The sequence below is a fragment of the Streptomyces sp. NPDC054956 genome (assembly GCF_053609185.1).
Map to the genome: position 1 here is coordinate 1 of NZ_JBSGXB010000068.1, position 16,764 is coordinate 16,764.

At 74.5% G+C, this 16,764-nt stretch carries 14 protein-coding genes; 10 read left to right on the forward strand and 4 right to left on the reverse strand.

All coding sequences use genetic code 11. The annotated features are described in order from the left end of the window. Positions 1-316: 316 nt before the first annotated feature. Positions 317-2,104, reverse strand: coding sequence for a glycoside hydrolase family 3 protein (locus tag ACWGDE_RS14165; RefSeq protein WP_453389253.1), 1,788 nt, complete (start codon positions 2,102-2,104; stop codon positions 317-319). Between the two features lie 165 nt (positions 2,105-2,269). On the opposite strand from ACWGDE_RS14165, the gene ACWGDE_RS14170 reads away from it, so the two are divergent. Continuing rightward, the gene (locus tag ACWGDE_RS14170) at positions 2,270-3,049 is read left to right on the forward strand and encodes a TetR/AcrR family transcriptional regulator (RefSeq protein ID WP_453389254.1); all 780 of its coding nucleotides are present in this window, start codon (positions 2,270-2,272) and stop codon (positions 3,047-3,049) included. Here the strand turns inward: ACWGDE_RS14170 and ACWGDE_RS14175 are convergent. Then, positions 3,036-3,611 carry a hypothetical protein gene (locus tag ACWGDE_RS14175; RefSeq protein ID WP_453389255.1) on the reverse strand — a complete coding sequence of 192 codons (576 nt, stop codon included), beginning with the start codon at positions 3,609-3,611 and terminating at the stop codon, positions 3,036-3,038. The two genes, ACWGDE_RS14170 and ACWGDE_RS14175, sit on opposite strands and share 14 nt — an antisense overlap. 206 nt (positions 3,612-3,817) lie before the next feature. Here ACWGDE_RS14175 and ACWGDE_RS14180 point away from each other — a divergent pair, with 206 nt between their 5' ends. After that, positions 3,818-5,203: a glycosyltransferase family 39 protein gene (locus tag ACWGDE_RS14180; RefSeq protein WP_453389256.1), complete on the forward strand. Its 1,386-nt coding sequence runs from the start codon at positions 3,818-3,820 to the stop codon at positions 5,201-5,203. Positions 5,204-5,402: 199 nt separating this feature from the next. Beyond that, a complete protein-coding gene (locus ACWGDE_RS14185) occupies positions 5,403-6,260 on the forward strand; it encodes a sulfurtransferase (RefSeq protein ID WP_453389257.1) in 858 nt (285 codons plus the stop codon). A 25-nt stretch (positions 6,261-6,285) separates the two neighbouring features. Here ACWGDE_RS14185 and ACWGDE_RS14190 read toward each other — a convergent pair whose 3' ends face one another. After that, a complete protein-coding gene (locus ACWGDE_RS14190; RefSeq protein WP_453389258.1) occupies positions 6,286-6,810 on the reverse strand; it encodes an allene oxide cyclase barrel-like domain-containing protein in 525 nt (174 codons plus the stop codon). Between the two features lie 261 nt (positions 6,811-7,071). Here ACWGDE_RS14190 and ACWGDE_RS14195 point away from each other — a divergent pair, with 261 nt between their 5' ends. The 3 genes from ACWGDE_RS14195 (at position 7,072) to ACWGDE_RS14205 (ending at position 10,970) form a co-directional block, all read left to right on the forward strand. Next, a complete protein-coding gene (locus ACWGDE_RS14195) occupies positions 7,072-7,845 on the forward strand; it encodes a DUF4097 family beta strand repeat-containing protein (protein ID WP_453389259.1) in 774 nt (257 codons plus the stop codon). 105 nt (positions 7,846-7,950) lie between these two features. Further along, positions 7,951-10,347, forward strand: coding sequence for an endopeptidase La (gene lon, locus ACWGDE_RS14200; protein WP_453389260.1), 2,397 nt, complete (start codon positions 7,951-7,953; stop codon positions 10,345-10,347). A 182-nt stretch (positions 10,348-10,529) separates the two neighbouring features. Beyond that, complete coding sequence (locus ACWGDE_RS14205; protein ID WP_453389261.1) at positions 10,530-10,970, forward strand: MarR family winged helix-turn-helix transcriptional regulator; 441 nt, start codon at positions 10,530-10,532, stop codon at positions 10,968-10,970. A 43-nt stretch (positions 10,971-11,013) separates the two neighbouring features. Here the strand turns inward: ACWGDE_RS14205 and ACWGDE_RS14210 are convergent, their stop codons facing one another. Further along, the gene (locus tag ACWGDE_RS14210; protein WP_453389262.1) at positions 11,014-11,787 is read right to left on the reverse strand and encodes a hypothetical protein; all 774 of its coding nucleotides are present in this window, start codon (positions 11,785-11,787) and stop codon (positions 11,014-11,016) included. Between the two features lie 415 nt (positions 11,788-12,202). On the opposite strand from ACWGDE_RS14210, the gene ACWGDE_RS14215 reads away from it, so the two are divergent. The 4 genes from ACWGDE_RS14215 to ACWGDE_RS14230 are packed head-to-tail and all read left to right on the forward strand — an operon-like array spanning position 12,203 to position 16,734. Then, entirely contained in the window at positions 12,203-15,244 is a 3,042-nt protein-coding gene (locus ACWGDE_RS14215; protein ID WP_453389263.1) for a nitrate- and nitrite sensing domain-containing protein, read from the forward strand. Continuing rightward, positions 15,241-15,717, forward strand: a complete 477-nt coding sequence (locus ACWGDE_RS14220; protein ID WP_453389264.1) for a roadblock/LC7 domain-containing protein — start codon at positions 15,241-15,243, stop codon at positions 15,715-15,717. Before ACWGDE_RS14215 ends, ACWGDE_RS14220 begins: the two co-directional genes overlap by 4 nt. Further along, positions 15,714-16,103, forward strand: coding sequence for a DUF742 domain-containing protein (locus ACWGDE_RS14225; protein WP_453389265.1), 390 nt, complete (start codon positions 15,714-15,716; stop codon positions 16,101-16,103). Before ACWGDE_RS14220 ends, ACWGDE_RS14225 begins: the two co-directional genes overlap by 4 nt. Further along, positions 16,084-16,734 carry a GTP-binding protein gene (locus tag ACWGDE_RS14230; protein WP_453389266.1) on the forward strand — a complete coding sequence of 217 codons (651 nt, stop codon included), beginning with the start codon at positions 16,084-16,086 and terminating at the stop codon, positions 16,732-16,734. The genes ACWGDE_RS14225 and ACWGDE_RS14230 overlap by 20 nt, the downstream gene beginning before the upstream one ends. The last annotated feature ends 30 nt before the right edge of the window (positions 16,735-16,764 follow it).

A 16,764-nucleotide genomic window follows, 5' to 3' on the forward strand; every position in this document is an offset into this window, starting at 1 on the left:
GGGCTGGGTACGGTCCTGCTACGGCGATAGGCGCACCTCCGGCCACGGGGAGGTCACCGGCTCGGCGGCCGCATCGCGGGGCTGGGCCCGGACCCCGACGGGGCGGAGTCCGGGCCGGCGGCTGCGTCGCGGGGCTCGCCCCAGCCTCCGCCGGACGGAGTTCGGCGCAGCGGCGCGAAGCCGGGGAGGCCCCCCGGGGCCGAGACGTGTGAGCGGTGCGTTGAGGGGGCGGGGCCCCCCGGGGCCGAGACGTGTGAGCGGTGCGTTGAGGGGGCGGGGCCCCCGGGGCCGAGGTGTGCGAGTGGCGCGTGGAGAGTCAGACGGTCAGGCCGTGGCCGTACGGGAAGACCGGGTCGGCCGTGTCGTTCGGGACGTCCGGGCGGGAGGCGGCGACGGCCGCCATCGAGCGCGGGAGTTCGAAGGGGAGCCGGCCCTCGGCCTTGGCCCGGCCGAAGGCCACGTCCAGCAGCGCCGCGTCCGAGGCCCCGTAGTCCGCGACCAGCGCCGCCGCCCGCTCCGCGATCTCGGGGATCACCGCGGCCCGCTCCAGGTTGATGCAGACCAGAGTGGGGACGGCGTCCAGGAGGGACAGGATCTCCGTGAGCTCCGGCTCGGGGAAGGCCAGCGAACCCGAGTGGAAGAAGGACTCGAAGATGTTCGTGCGGGGCTCGTGCGGGGTGCGCAGCCGCAGCACGGCCAGGTCCGCCCCGGCCGGTTCGGACACGAGGTCCCCGTACTCGGCGGCGACGGCCTCGTCCACGCCGCGTACGTACAGCTTCGGCCGTCCGGAGAGGGGCAGGATCTGCTCCGTGTTGGTGAGGACCGTCAGGGAACGGCGCTGGGCGGCCGCGCCGGCCGCCACGAAGTCGGCCCGGCCGACCGTCTCCGCCGCCGCGTCCGGGTCCACGTACGGGTTCTCGAACAGGCCGAGGACGAACTTCTCGCGCAGCAGGCGGCGTACGGACTCGTCGATCCGGGACTCCGCGATCCGGCCCGAGCGGACCAGTTCCACGATCACCTCGGGGCACTGCTCGCCGCCGAACTGGTCCGATCCGGCCTCCAGCGAGCGCGCCGCCCGCTCGGCGACGCTCAGGTGCTCCACGCCCCAGGCGCGCGCCGGGTGCTTCTCGCCGAAGATCACGGAGTCGTTCAGCAGGCCCCAGTCGGTGCAGACGATGCCCTGGAAGCCGAGTTCCTCGCGGAGCAGGCCGGTGACGACGCCCTTGTTGAAGCCGAAGCCGACCTCTTCCCAGTCGGTGCCGACGGGCTGCCCGTAGTACGGCATCATCTGCGCGCAGCCGGCCGCGATGGCCGCCTTGAACGGCTCCAGGTGGTGCTCGCGCATCCCGCCCGGGTAGACCTGCTCCTTGCCGTGCGCGAAGTGCGGGTCCTCGCCGTCCTTCTGCGGGCCGCCGCCCGGGAAGTGCTTGACCATCGCCGACACCGAAGCCGTACCGAGCGCCTCGCCCTGCAGGCCCCGTACGTACGCCCGGACCAGCTCGCCGGTCAGCTCCGCGTCCGAACCGAACGTCCCCGACTGACGCGCCCAGCGCGGCTCGGTCGCCAGGTCGATCTGCGGATGCAGCGCCACACGGAAACCGACCGCCAGGTACTCGCGGCGCACGATGTCGGCGAACTCGAGGACCAGCTCCGGGTCGCCGATGGCGGCGAGGCCGATGGCCTCGGGCCAGGCGGAGAAGGCGCCCGCGTTGAAGGAGGCGCCGATGTTGTCGGTGAAGGTGTGCCGGGGGTCGGTGGAGAGGGTCACCGGGATGCCGAGGCGGGTGCCGGCGGCCATCTCCTGGACGGCGTTCTGCCAGGTCGCCATCGCGCGGGCGCCGTAGCTGCCGAGGAGGTTGAAGTGGGTGAGGGAGCGGCCCTCGATCAGCTCGGGCGTGGTGAACGGGAGGATCGAGCCGTCGGTCTCGGTGACCGGGGTGCCGTCCGGATTCATCATCAGCATCGCGTGGAAGAGCTGACCCGCCTTCTCCTCCAGGGTCATCCGGGAGAGCAGGTCCTCGACGCGCCGGTCCACGGGGAGGGAGGCGTCCTTGTAGGCGGGGGAGGCGGAAGCGGAGGCGGGGGAAGCGGGGGAGGTGTTCATGGCCGGGCTCCTGAGAGGGGTGGGCGCGCGGTCGGCCTCGTCGCCGGCCTGGCGATTTCACGGTAGGTGCGAAAACCGTGTACCTACTAGGTTTTCGTTCGGTGACCTGGATCACTCCCCGCGACGGCCGGAACCGGGTGCGCGACACGCCCTAGGCTGGGCCGCATGGCACAGGAACAGGGCCGCGCGCCCGCGAAGGCGGCGGGCGGCAGGGGTGGGCGGGGCGGCTACGCGGTGGGTGACGCGCGGCGGCGGAAGATCCTCGACACCGCCGTCGAGCACTTCGCGCAATGGGGGTTCAACGCCTCCTCGCTGGCCCGGATCGCGCAGGACTGCGGGATCACCCAGGGCGGCCTGCTGCACCACTTCCGCGGCAAGGAGGACCTGCTGCTGTCGGTCCTGGCGCAGAGCGAGCAGCACGATGTGGACCGGCTCTTCACCGCGCCGGACGGGGAGGTCCCCCCGGTCGCCGCGCACTTCGCGGCGGTCGTCGCCCTCGCCGCGGACAACGCCCGCAGGCCCGGGCTCGTACGGATGTACAACACGCTGGTCGGGGAGTCCGCGAACCCCGGCCACCCCGCGCACGACTACTTCCGGCAGCGCTACGCCCGGGTCCTCGGCCACACCGTCGGCGTGCTGAGCGCGGGCGTGACGCGCGGCGAGGTCCGGCCGGGGACGGACTGCGAGGCCGTCGGGCGCGAGATCCTCGCGGTGATGGACGGCTTCCAGATCCAGTGGGTCCTGGCCCCGGAGGACGTGGACATGGCCGGCCTGCTGGCCGGGTACCTGGACCGGCGGCTGCGGGAGATCACGGTCTCGGGGACGGGCCTGGAGGCGGGAGCCGGCGCCGCGGCCGCCGGCTCATCGGCCGCCGACTCCCCGGGCTCAGGCTCCCCGGGCCCCGGGGCGGACTCGGCGGCCGCGGGCGGGGTCAGTTCGTACTGAAGGGCGGGAGGGCGTCCAGGACCTTCGACAGGCCCTTCGGCATCTTGCTCTGCTCCGCCGCGACCTCGTAGCCGCCGTGCCTGAAGGCGTACGTGAACCCGTCGGGGACGGGGCTGCCGCCCATGGAGAGCCGGGGCAGGTGGGGGAAGTCCGCTTCCTGGAGCGCGGTGCGCAGCTTCGCGAGGGCGGCCGCGGAGAGCTTGTCGCGGCCGATCACCTCGGCCTTCGCGTCGAGCCGCAGGAACGATCCGTCACCCTTGATGATCAGCGAGCTGTTCCTGCCCGCGAGGCCACCGCTACGGGTCACCGCCACGAGGGTCGCCTCGGAGGCGGGCGGCGAGGGGCTCGGGGCGGGAGCGGGCGCGGAAGTACTGGGGGCCGGGACGGTGCCGGTGGCGTCCGGGCTCTGCGGCGGGCTCGGGCTGGGGTCCGGGGTGCCCGTACCCGTGGTCGGCGCCGTCGAGGCGGAGGCGCTCGTTCCCGGAGCGGGGGAGTCGCCCTTCTTCGGTCCGTCGCCGTCGGACGAGCACCCGACCGGGCCCGACACCAAGGCCGTTGCCACGGTCACCGTCACCAAGCCCACTCGCCATCCACGCGCTCGCATGCCCACCCCCGCAGGTATTCCGGCTCGAACCCCGAGTATGGAGTCAGCACCACCCGCACGGATAGCACCCGGAGGCCGACATCAGCCGCTTCGCCCCTTGGCGCTGGCTGCCGCCGCTCACCGCCGTCGTACTCGGCCTCTGGGGCCTCTCGCGCGGCGGTTCCATGTGGCGCGACGAGTCCGTCACCTGGCAGGTCGCGCACCGGCCGCTCGGCGGGCTGTGGGAACTCCTCGGCCAGGTCGATGCCGTGCACGGGCTGTACTACCTGCTCATGCACGGGGTCTTCGCACTGTCCGGCACCGGTGCGGACGGCACCGGCCTGTGGGCCCTGCGCCTCCCGTCCGTCGCCGCCACGGCCCTGGCGGCGGCCGGCGTGGCCGCGATCGGCCACCGCCTGACGGGCGCGACGACGGGACGGGCCGCCGGCCCCGAAAGCCCCGACGGCCCCGAAGGCGCCGGCCGGACCGCCCGGGACGGCCGGGCGCGGGGGTGGGGGCTCGGTGGCCGGGCCGAGCGGGGGGCCCTGTTCGCCGGGGTGGGCTACGCCCTGCTGCCGCCCGTGCAGATGTACGCGCAGGAGGGGCGTTCGTACGCGCTCGTCGCCGCGGCCGTGGTCTGGGCGACGTACCTGATGCTGCGCGGGCGGTGGGCCGCCTACGCCGTGGTGCTCGCGCTGGGCTGCTGGCTGCACGAGTTCGCCGTACTGGCACTGCCCGCGCACGCGTTCACCGCGTGGCGCTCGCGCGGCTGGCGGCTCGCCGCCGGGGCCGTGGCGGTCGCGCTGCTGCCGCTCGCCCTGGTCAGCGCGCGCCAGGCGCAGCAGCAGCTGGGCTGGCTCGGGCGGCCGAGCTGGCAGGACTGGGCGGCGTACGGGGCGGTCGCGGCGGCCGTGCTGCTGCTCGCCCGGGGGGCTGACGCGGCACTGGTTCGCGTGGCGCTGCCGTTGGCCCTGCTGCCGCCCGGGCTGCTGCTGGTGGTCTCGCTGGTGCACCCCTGGTACGTCGACCGGTACGTCCTCTACGCGCTCGCCGGCCTCGCCCTCCTCGCGGGGGTACGGCTCGCGGGGTCGCGGGGACGGTGGCCGTGGCTGCTGATCGCGGCCCTCCTCGTCCCCGCCGGGCTCTGGTCCGTGTGGCTGCGCACGCCGGAGAGCCGCAAGGACGACGTCCTCGCCGTGGCCGCGGCCGTCCGCGAGCGGTCGCGCCCGGGCGACGCGGTGCTGTTCCTCCCCGCCCGGCGGCGCGAATGGCTGCTGTCCTCGCCGGAGCTGTACGGGTCCCTGCGCGACATCGCGCTGTCCCGGACCCCGGCGGCTTCGCGGAGCCTCCAAGGCGTGGAGCGGACTCCGGAGCAGATCCGCGAGGCCCTGCTGGACCCGCGCGTCGACCGGGTGGTGGCCCTGCTGGACCCCGTGGGCCAGCCGCTGGACGGCTACCCGGCGGAGGCGGTGAAACGGCAGACGCTGGTCTCCTCCTTCGAGCTCTGCTCGGTGACCCCGCTGCGCGGAGCCCGCGTGGCCCTCTTCGCCCGCCCGGGCGACTGCCCGTAGGCCGCGGCGGAGGGGCCGCCCGGCTACGGCGGAGGGGCCGCCCGATCGCGGCCGAGGGACCGCCGGGCCGTGGTGGAGGGACCGTCCGGTCGTGCCGCCCGCTGGGCCGCCGGGCCCGGCCGGGGGTGGTGGGCCGGGGCGTAGGAGGATGGGGCGGGGGCCCGTGGTCGGGGCCGTGGAACCGTGTCGGAGGTGCCGTATGGCCGCAGTTCGTTCCCGTTCGCTCACGCCGCCCGGGCCGCTCGTCGGCGGGGACTGGCTCGCGGAGCGCCTCGGCACGCCCGGGCTGGTCGTCTTCGACGCCTCCGTCGGCGACCACCGCGACACGGGCCGCCGCATCCCCGGAGCCCGGCCCTTCGACCTCGACGGCGCCCTGTCCGACCACGAGGCCGCCGCCCCGCACACCATGCCCGGCGCGGCCGCCTTCGCCGAGGCCATGCGGGCCCTCGGCGTCGACGACACCAGCACGGTCGTCGCGTACGACGGCGCCGGCCTCTACTCCAGCGCCCGCGCCTGGTGGATGCTGCGCGCGATGGGCTTCGACCGGGTCGCCGTCCTCGACGGCGGGCTGCCCGCCTGGCTCGCCGCCGGGCGGGCGGTGGAGGAGCGCGGACCGGGGTACGAGGGCCCGCGCGGCTCCTTCACCGCCCGGCCCCGCGCCGGGCTGCTGGTGGACGGGGCCACCGTCTCGGCGGCGCTGGCCGACCCGGCCGCCGCCGTGCTCGACGCCCGTACCCGCGAGCGCTTCGCCGGCACCGCCCCCGAACCCCGCCCGGGCCTGCGCGGCGGCCACATGCCGGGCGCGGTCAACCTGCCCTTCGGTGAACTCCAGGGACCCGACGGCCTGATGCGGCCCGCCGCCGAGCTCCGTACGGCCTTCGGGGCGGTGGCGGGGGAGCGGGAACGGCTGTACTTCAGCTGCGGGTCGGGGGTCACCGCCTGTGTCCTCGCCCTCGGCGCCGACCTCGCCGGCTACCGCGAACTCGCGGTGTACGACGGCTCCTGGAGCGAGTGGGGGGTCCCGTCACCGGACCGGCCCGTCGTCCAGGGGCGTTAGGCCCGCGAGGGCCGGTCGGTGCCGGTCAGTACTCGATGTCGATCGTGAAGCGCCGCATGCCCGTGCCGATCGTTTCGGCGTGGACCGTGCCGCTGGCCCGGCGGTACTTCCCGGTGCCGCCGGTGATCGCGTTGTCGAACGACGGGGGAGGGCCCGCCTTGAGGATGCCGAAGTACATCCCCTGGGCGGTGAGCTGGCCGTCCGGGAGGGTGTAGGTCACGACGCACTCCTCCGCTCCGCCGGGGTCCTCCGTCAACGCCGCCCGGGTGGTGGTGCAGAAGCCGCCGGTCTCGCCCACCTTCTTGCCGTCCTCGTCGGTGAGGATCGAGCGGACGACGGTCCGGTCGCCCTGGGCGGCGGGGCCGTTGAGGTTGACGGGGAAGCGCGACTGCTCCGCGAGCGTGCCGGTGAGCGTGATGACCTTGTGTTTCCTGGGGTTGGAGTGGGTGGCATCGTGGTCCGCCGTGGAGGCGGTCGCGAGCGGGGCGCAGACGAGGAGGGTGACCAGCGCGGTCGTCGCGCCGAGGCAGGCCGTTCGGATGGGTCGCATCGTGTGGCTCCTGAGGTTGTTGACGCATCGTGGATGCTCACGGACGGTCAGGTGACAAAACGGTCATGCGATTTCATTCATAACCGCGGCCCCGCCGCCGCCCGGAGCGCCGGGGTCCGACCCTCCGGCAGGTCCGACCGATCGGACCAACCCGGGACGCGGCCGGGACCGCGCTCGCCCGCGGGAGACGGGGGTTAACCCCACCCGGGCCCGGGCACGGGCCCCATGCCGCGCCGAGGCCCCGACCGGCACGATCGGTCCATGACCACGAAGACGAGTTCGCGCGCCGCAGCCACCACCGTCGCCACCGCCACCGCGGCTGCCCTCGCCGCCGGGCTGCTGCTCACCGGCTGCTCCATCGGCTCCCTCGCGGGCCCGCGCAAGACGGCGAGCGCCGACACCACGGTGGCGGAGGCCATCGGCTCGGTCGACGTGTCGGACGCCCGCAGCGGCTCCATCGAGGTGACGCCCGGCAGCGGACCGGGCGTCACCGTCCGCCGCACCGTCCACTACCGGGGCGACGCCGTGCCCGAGCCCGCCCAGCGGGTCGCCGACGGGGTGCTGACCCTCACCAACGGCAGCTGCGGCGACCGGTGCTCCATCGACTACCGGCTGGAGGTGCCGGCCTCCGCCACGGTCAGGCTCGACGGCAGCAGCGGCCGCGTCACGGTGACGGGGGTGGCCGCGGCCGAGGTGGAGACCTCCTCCGGCTCCGTCCGGGTGGACCGGATCGCCGGCCCGCTGAAGATCCGTACGTCCTCCGGCTCGATCGACGCCCAGAACCTGGGCGGGGCCGGGGCGGACGCGCGTTCCGAATCCGGCGACGTCCGCCTCGCCTTCGCGAAGGCCCCCTCCTCGGTCGCCGTGGAAACCAGCTCGGGCGAAGCGCAGCTGAAGCTTCCGCGGGCCCCGTACGCGCTCGACGTCTCCACCACCTCCGGCGAACGGGACGTCACCCTCCCGGCGGACCCGTCCGCCGCCGCCCGCCTCGCGGTGCGCACGACGTCGGGCGACATCCGGATCTCGGCGGTCTGACCCGTCCGGGGGCTGTTCGCCCCGGGCGAACGGGCGTTGGGGAACATTGGGGCGCGCACATGCATTGAGTCGGCATAGCTCAACTTCACTGCCGGAGGGAAGATCATGGCTTCGACGTCCGTAACGCTCACCCTGCCCGTGCTGCCGCTCGACGACGAGGTCGTGCTGCCCGGGATGGTCGTCCCGCTGGACCTGTCCGATGCCGAGGTGCGAGGCGCGGTGGAGGCCGCACAGGCCGCCGCCGGAACCGGGAAGCCGAAGGTGCTCCTCGTGCCCCGGGTCGACGGGAAGTACACCGGGACCGGGGTGCTGGGGACCGTCGAGCAGGTGGGACGGCTCTCCGACGGGGACCCGGGGGCGCTGATCAGGGGCCGCGGGCGGGTCCGGATCGGGGCCGGGACCACCGGGCCCGGGACCGCGCTCTGGGTCGAGGGCGAGACCGTGGACGAGAGCGTCCCCGATCCGCTGCCCGGGGCCGTCACCGAGCTCGTCAAGGAGTACAAGGCGCTCGCCACCAGCTGGCTCAAGAAGCGCGGGGCCTGGCAGGTCGTGGACCGGGTCCAGCAGATCGAGGGCGTGGGCGCCCTCGCCGACAACTCCGGATACTCGCCCTTCCTGACCGTGGCGCAGAAGGTCGAACTGCTGGAGACGGCCGAACCCGTGGCCCGGCTGCGGCTCGCGGTCAAGGCGCTCAGCGACCACCTCGCCGAGCAGGACGTGGCCGAGTCCATCGCCAAGGACGTCCAGGACGGGGTGGAGAAGCAGCAGCGGGAGTTCCTGCTCAAGCGGCAGCTGGAGGCCGTGCGCAAGGAACTGCGCGAACTGGGCGGGGAGAAGGAGGGCGAGGAGTCCGACGACTACCGGGCCCGGGTCGAGGCCGCGGACCTGCCCGAGAAGGTACGGGAGGCCGCGCTCAAGGAGGTCGACAAGCTGGAGCGCTCCAGCGACCAGTCCCCCGAGGGTTCCTGGATCCGCACCTGGCTGGACACCGTCCTCGAACTGCCCTGGAACGAGCGGACCGAGGACGAGTACGACATCCGCGGCGCGCGGGCCGTCCTGGACGCGGAGCACGCCGGGCTCAGCGACGTGAAGGACCGGATCACCGAGTACCTGGCGGTGCGCAAGCGCCGCTCCGAGCGCGGGATGGGCGTCGTCGGCGGGCGCCGGGGCGGGGCCGTGCTCGCCCTCGTGGGTCCTCCCGGCGTGGGCAAGACCTCGCTCGGCGAATCCGTCGCGCACGCCATGGGGCGCAAGTTCGTCCGCGTGGCCCTCGGCGGCGTCCGCGACGAGGCCGAGATCCGCGGGCACCGGCGTACGTACGTGGGCGCGCTGCCCGGCCGGATCGTACGGGCGATCAAGGAGGCCGGGTCGCTGAACCCGGTGGTCCTGCTCGACGAGATCGACAAGGTCGGCTCCGACTTCCGCGGGGACCCGGCGGCGGCGCTGCTGGAGGTCCTGGACCCGGCGCAGAACCACACCTTCCGGGACCACTACCTGGAGGTGGAGCTCGACCTCAGCGACGTGGTCTTCCTCGCGACGGCCAACGTGCTGGAGGCCATCCCCGAGGCCCTCGCCGACCGCATGGAACTGGTGCGCCTGGACGGCTACACCGAGGACGAGAAGGTCGTCATCGCCCGCGACCACCTGCTGCCCCGGCAGCTGGAGCGCGCCGGGCTGGGCGCCGAGGAAGTGGTCCTGGAGGAGGACGCGCTGCGCAAGCTGGCCGGGGAGTACACCCGCGAGGCGGGCGTGCGCACCCTGGAGCGCGCCATCGCCCGGCTGCTGCGCAAGGTGGCCTCCCAGCACGAGCTGGGGGAGCGGGAGCTGCCGTACCGGATCGGCGCCGGAGAGCTGCGGGGGCTGATCGGGCGGCCGCACCACGTGCCGGAGTCCGCGCAGGACCCCTCCGAGCGGCGCACCGCCGTGCCCGGCGTGGCCACCGGTCTCGCCGTGACCGGCGCCGGGGGCGACGTCCTGTTCGTCGAGGCCTCGCTGGCCGACCCCGAGACGGGCGCGGCCGGGCTCACGCTGACCGGCCAGCTCGGCGACGTGATGAAGGAGTCGGCGCAGATCGCGCTCAGCTTCCTGCGTTCGCACGGGGCCGAGCTGGAACTCCCGGTCGCGGACCTGAAGGACCGGGGCGTGCACATCCACTTCCCGGCGGGCGCGGTGCCGAAGGACGGCCCGAGTGCGGGCATCACGATGACGACGGCGCTGGCCTCGCTGCTGTCCGGGCGGCAGGTCCGCACGGACGTGGCGATGACCGGGGAGGTCTCGCTGACCGGGCGGGTGCTGCCGATCGGCGGGGTCAAGCAGAAGCTGCTGGCCGCGCACCGGGCCGGGCTGACCACCGTCATCATCCCCAAGCGCAACGAGGCCGACCTGGACGACGTCCCGGCCGAGGTGCTGGAGGGGCTGGAGGTGCACCCGGTGACGGACGTACGCCAGGTGCTGGAGCTGGCCCTCGTCGCCGACGCGGTCCCGGTGACCGTCGCCGCCTGAGGGCGGGCCGCGCCCGAGGGCGGGCCGTGCCCTGCCTTCAGGCCGTGCCCTGCCTTCAGGCCGCGGCCTGAAGGCTTCCGCCCCCAGGTCAGGGCCCGGGATCCCGCTCCGGCGGGGCCCCGGGCCCGCGGCGTACCCGCTGCGAAATACTGGTGCTTCACCCACCACCGAAGGAGCGGGCCGTGCACGGGAGCGAAGACCAGGAGTTCCTTGCCCTGGAGCGGGAACTGTCCGTCCTCCTCCGGCGTGCCCGCGCATCCTCCGGGGAGATGGCCCGCGCCCTGCACCCGGAGCTGGAACCGGCCGCGTACGGCCTCCTGGTACGCCTGGAGGCCGCCGGTCAGCAGCGGGCGACCGAGCTCGCCGCGTACTTCGGGGTCGGCAAGGCCACCATGAGCCGGCAGCTGCGCGCCCTGGAGGTCCTGGGCCTGGTGGCCCGCGAGCCGGACCCGGCGGACGGCCGGGCCTTCCTGGTCGGGCTCACAGAGGAGGGCCGGGAACGCTTCCTGCGCGTCCGCGGCGCCCGCCGCGAGCAGTACATGCGCACGCTCGCCGACTGGGACCGCGGGGAAGTGGCGGAACTGGCCCGGCTGCTGAACCAGTTGAACGCGGGCGCGGAGTAGTCCTCCCGGAGCCGCGGGAGCCGCCGGAGCCGCAAGGGCGGGCCTACAGCTCCGCGTACACCGCGGAAGCGTCGTCGTGCCGTTTGCCCCGCGCGTGCGGCCGGTCCGGGTCCGTCTCCAGGGCGCGCACCCGTCCGATCAGGCCCTGCGCGCCCTCCTTGCGCAGGATCGCCAGGCACTCGGCCCAGTCGCCCTCCCCGAACGTGTCCGTCCACCGGCTCGCCCCGTCCGTGAGCGCAGCCACCGCCCGCACCTCGGCGCGCGGCGTGCGCCCGGTCACCGCCCGGGCCGCCACCGCCGGGTCCGCGGCGGCGGTGAAGAACCCGCCCTCCACGTTGCGCAGCAGGTCCGCCGAGGCCTCCGTGCGCAGCCGTTCGCGCGGGATCCGGTCCAGCCGGTCGTCGAGGACCGCGCTCACCTCGCCCCCGGGCGCCTGGAGGAGGAGTACGGAGTCCGAGAGCACCAGGTGCTCGACGTGGGACTCGTCCCACCGGACCAGGACCACCGTCGCCTGCGGGGTCCGCGTGTGAGAAAGGTCACAGGTGTCCCGATGTGCGTCGGCGGTGGCTCCGATGGCCTCCGCGAGGACCCGGTCCAGGGGCATGTCCCGGCGCGATCCGGACAGTTCGGTCAATCGGCCCCCGAGCCGGGCCGCGAACCACGGCACTCCGTGCGCGCATCCGACGTCGCCCGGCGGCGGCGTGACCCCGTCGAGGGCCACCAGGACCCCGCCGCCCGACGAGGGCACCGCCGCCGACAGCCAGTCCTCGTTGGGGCGTTCCGGGTTTCCGGGGGCCGAGGCGAGATCGATGCGCATGTGGGCATTCTGCCCGCGCGGGGCCCCGTAACGGCGGGACGGCCCGGGAAAAGTACGGACCAATGTGGGGCGGCTGGGGTGGAAAGAGATACTTGCGCCCAGTGGGGTGACCGCCGGTATGTGGGCGGGCATCCTGCCAAAAGCCGCATCGATCTTTCAACCACCCGTCCGAGAGCGTGCGCTGACACCCGGTCGCCGAGTTGGTCGCCAACTCCTCCGTGCTGTTCACTCCTTCGTGTGGCCGGGTGGGCGATGTGCGGCTCTCTTCCCCACTCACTGCGATGGTCTGAGGCGGTACGGCGGTACAGCGCGGCGGTACAACCGGGGCGGGGGCGTTCACTCGTTGACCGGCCGGCACCTCGGCCACACGAGTAGACGAGCACGAGCAGCACACGTAACAGGATTGCGAGCACCGGTGCAGAAGAAGCGGCCTCGGAAGAACGGCACCGTCGCGAACGGCACCGCACCCGACGGCACCGCACCCGACCGACCAGCCACCCAGGGACCGGGCACCGCGACCGCCCCCGCGGGACGCCGCGTCCGCGTGCGCAGCAGGCTGGTCGTCGGCGTCGCCGTGGCCGGGCTCGCCGTCCTCGCTGCCGGGGCGCCCGCCGTCGTCTCCGCCTCGGCGGACCTGAAGGACTCCCAGCACCTGGTCACCCTCGCCGAGCAGAGCCGCCAGACCCTCACCCTCGCCCACCTCCTCGGCGACGAGCGCGACGCCGTCACCGAGTACGTGGCCAAGGGCCGGCCCGGCGGACCCCAGGGCGCGCAGGCCGCCGTCCAGGAGCGCACGGCGGGCACCGACCGGCAGCTCGCCGAGGTCCGGACCGACGCCGGCGAGGAACTCGCCCGCGCCCTCGGCCGGGTCCGCACCGTCCGCACCGAGGTCCTCGAAGGCAAGGGCAGCGCCCTGGCCGCCCACCAGGCCTACTCCGGCCTCATCGCCGAAGTCCTCGCACCGGGCGGCCGGCTCGTCGAACTGACCCCGCCGCGCGCCGAGGACGCCCTCGTCACCACCCGCCCGCTGGCCCCCCTCGGCCAGGCCGTGGAACAGGCCTCCGCCACCCGCGGACTGCTGCTCGCCGCGCTGTCCGTCCCCCGCGGCGAGCAGCCCGCCGGCGCCGCCGCCGTCGACGAGCTCACCGGCGCCGCCCAGCGGGCGCGCGTACGGGAACTGGGCGCCCTCGACGACTTCGCACGGGCCGCCCGGCCCGACGTGCGCCAGACCCTCGCCGCCACCGTCACCGGACCCGAGGTCAAGACGGCCGACGACTACCTCAAGAGGCTCGCCGACCGGCCGACCCTCTCCGGCGCCGACCGCAAGCTCGACCCCGGCACCGTCGGACCGGCCCTGACCGCCCGCGTCGACCGGATGCGCTCGGTCGAGGCCACCCTCTCCGCCCAGCGGGCCACCGCGCTCGCCGCGCTGCGCGACGACGACGTGACCGCGCTGGAGACCGTACTGGCCTTCCTCGGCGTGCTGTTCCTGGTCACCATCGGCGTCTCCACCGCCGTCGCCCGCTCGCTGACCCGCCCGCTGTCCGTGCTGCGGCGCGGCGCGGAGCGGCTGGCGACGCCCGAGGGCTCGGTGGAGCCGGTCCGGTTCACCGGCCGCAACGACGAGTTCGCCGAGGTCGTGCGCCACCTCAACGGCGTACGCGACCAGACGGTCTCCCTGCACACCCGGATCGCCGGACTCGACGCCGACCGGCGCCGCATCATCGGCCGCAACGAGGCCCTCACCACGGGCCGGGAAGCGCTGGAGGACGAACTCGCGCAGCTGCGGGCGGGGCTCGAGGAGCACCGCCGCATCATGTCGACGACCTCCGTGTCGCTGTCCCTGCGGACCCTCGGGCTCGTCGAGCGCCAACTCGCGGTCATCGAGGAGCTGGAGTCCGAGGAACCGGACCCGGAGCGGCTCTCCACCCTGTTCAAGCTCGACCACCTGGCGACCGTCATGCGCCGCCACAACGAGAACCTGCTGGTCCTCGCCGGCCAGGAGCACGGCCACGGGCAGGGCCTGCCGGTGCCGCTGGTCGACGTCATGCGGGCGGCGGTCAGCGAGATCGAGCGCTACGAGCGCGTCGAACTGGGGGTGCTGCCCTCGTACACGCAGGTCGCCGGGCACGCCGCGGACGACATCTCGCACGTGCTCGCGGAACTGCTGGAGAACGCGACGACCTTCTCGCCGCCGGACGCCAAGGTGAAGGTGTCCGGCTGGCTGCTCGACTCCGGCGACGTGGTGCTGTCCGTCGTCGACGAGGGCATCGGGGTCACCGAGGACCGCCTCGCCACGCTCAACGAGCGGCTGGCCACGCCCGACGCGTACGACGAGGAGCCCGAGTCGGAGCACGGCCTGGGCCTCGGCCTGTACGTGGCCGGACGGCTCGCGGCCCGGCACGGAGTGAGCGCGGAGCTGCGCACCCCGCGCCACGGCGGTACCGAGGCCCTGGTCGTCGTACCGGCGTCGCTGCTGCCCGCCACCCCGCCGGTCTCGCCGGTGCACACCCTGGGCACGCCGGGCGCGCCCTCGCTGCACCTGCCCGGGATCGTCGCGGAGGCCAACGAGAACACGCTTCCCTCGCGGGTACGGGGCACGGCCGCTCCCGCCGGCGCACCGGACCCGGAGGCTTCGGCCCGGCCGGAACCGGACGCCGAGCCGGAGCGGGCCCCCGAGCCGGTGCCGGCCCCCGAGCCGGTACTGGCCCCCGAGCCGCTGCCGGTCGCCGAGCCGCTGCCGGTCGCCGAGGTCGCGCCCGAGGCGGAGCCGGCCCACGGGGCCTACCCGGCCGACGACGCGCACCCGGCCGACGGCTCCTGGCCCGAGGCGGAGCCCGCCCACCAGCCGGCCTGGGCCCGTGAGCCGTCGCGCGAGCCCGCGCCGGACACCGAGCCCGAGCCCGCCCACGAGGCGGCGGCGGAGCCCGCCGAGGAACTCCTGGCCAGGGTGGTCCCGGAACCCGCTCCGGCGGCGTTCGCGCCCCCGGCCGGCCAGTTGCCGCCCACCGAGCAGGTGTTCCGGGTCCCGCCGCGCGTGGAGGTGCCGGCCGAGCAGGTGTTCCGCGTCCCGGCCCCCGCCGAGGTGCCCGCCGAGCAGGTGTTCCGGGTCAAGGCTTCGGTCGAGGCCCCCGCCGAGCAGGTGTTCCGCGTTCCGGCGCCGGCCGAGGCACCCGCCGAGGACGCCGGCGAGGAGCTCACCGACAAGGGCCTCCCCAAGCGGACCCCCCGCGTGGTGGCCGCCGGCCGGGGGAACGACGTACCCCCCGAGCCGCGCCGCGTCGACGCCGACGAGCTGCGCCGCCGCCTCGGCGGGTTCTACCGCGGCGCCCAGGACGGGCGGCGCGTCGTGGAGGCGGAGCTCGCCCAGGCCCCGCGGCAGGGCGAACGGCAGGACGCACGGCAGGAACAGGGGCAGACCGACCGGGGGGACACCGCACAGGAGGCACGCACATGACCGCGCCCAGTACGTACGGACTGAGCACCCAGGCCCGCAACCTTCAGTGGCTGCTGACCGACCTCGTCGAGGAGGTCCCCGGGGTCAACTCCGTGGCCGTCGTGTCCTCGGACGGGCTCCTGCTGCTGTCCTCCGACCCGGCGCCCGACACACCCGCGGCCGCCCGCCCCAAGGGCCCGCGCGGCGCGTCCGCCGACCTCGCCACCATCGTGTCCGGACTCGGCTCGCTCACCACGGGCGCCGCCGCCCTGATGGACGGCGGCCCGGTCAAGCAGACGATGGTGGCCATGGAGAACGGCTCCGTGTTCGTCATGTCCATCAGCGACGGCTCGCTCCTCGGAGTGCACGCCACGCCGGACTGCGACATGAGCGTCGTCGCCTACCACATGGCCTTGTTCGTGGGCCGCGCCGGCCACGTCCTGACCCCCGAAGTCCGCAGCGAGCTGCGCCAGTCGATGGAGAACACCCCGTGAGGAGTCCGGCCTCCGACCGGCTGCCGATACGCGGCGCCGACCGCCGCCCCGCCCGTGTGCGCCCGTACTCCCTCACGGGCGGCCGCACCCGTTTCACGCAGGTCCTGCACGTGGAGACCTTCGTCGCCGCCCTCGACACCCGGGCGTCCGAGCCGCAGAGGCCGGACCGGATGCCCGAGATGCCGGCGATCGTCGAGGTCTGCCGCCGCATGCGCACGATCGCCGAGATCGCGGCGCTGCTGAAGCTGCCGCTCGGTGTGGTCCGCGTCCTGGTCAGCGACCTCGCCGACCAGGGAAGGATCCGCGTCTACGGGACCGGGCACGGCACCGGCCGCCCCGACCGCGCGCTGCTCGAAAGGGTGCTCAGTGGGCTCCGCCGTCTTTGAAACCGGTACCGCAGCCGCTCCCGGTGCAGGTGTCCCCGCCCTGGCGGACGAGTCCGTACAGCCCTGGCAGTACGACCGCTCGCGCGCTCCCGTCGCCGTCAAGGTGCTGGTGGCGGGCGGGTTCGGCGTCGGCAAGACCACCTTCGTCGGCTCCGTCTCGGAGATCGTGCCGCTGCGCACCGAGGCGCTGATGACCGAGGCCAGCGTCCCCACCGACGACCTGTCCTCGACGCCGGACAAGCACACCACCACCGTGGCCATGGACTTCGGACGCGTCACGCTCGACGACGACCTCGTCCTCTACGTGTACGGGACCCCCGGCCAGGAGCGCTTCTGGTTCATGTGGGACGACCTGGTGCGCGGCGCCATCGGCGGGATCGTGCTCGCCGACACCCGGCGGCTGCGCGACTGCTTCCCGGCCCTGGACTACTTCGAGAGCTGCGGGCTGCCGTACGCCGTCGCGGTCAACCACTTCGAGGGCTCGCGCTCGTACGAGCCCGAGGACGTGCGGGAGGCGCTGAGCGTTCCGGCCGGCGTACCCGTCGTGATCATGGACGCGCGCAGCCGCGTCACGGTGGTCGAGGCGCTGCTGACCCTGGTCGCGCACGCGCTCGACGCCACCCCGGAGTAGAACCCGCACCCGCACAGACCGAATCGAGAA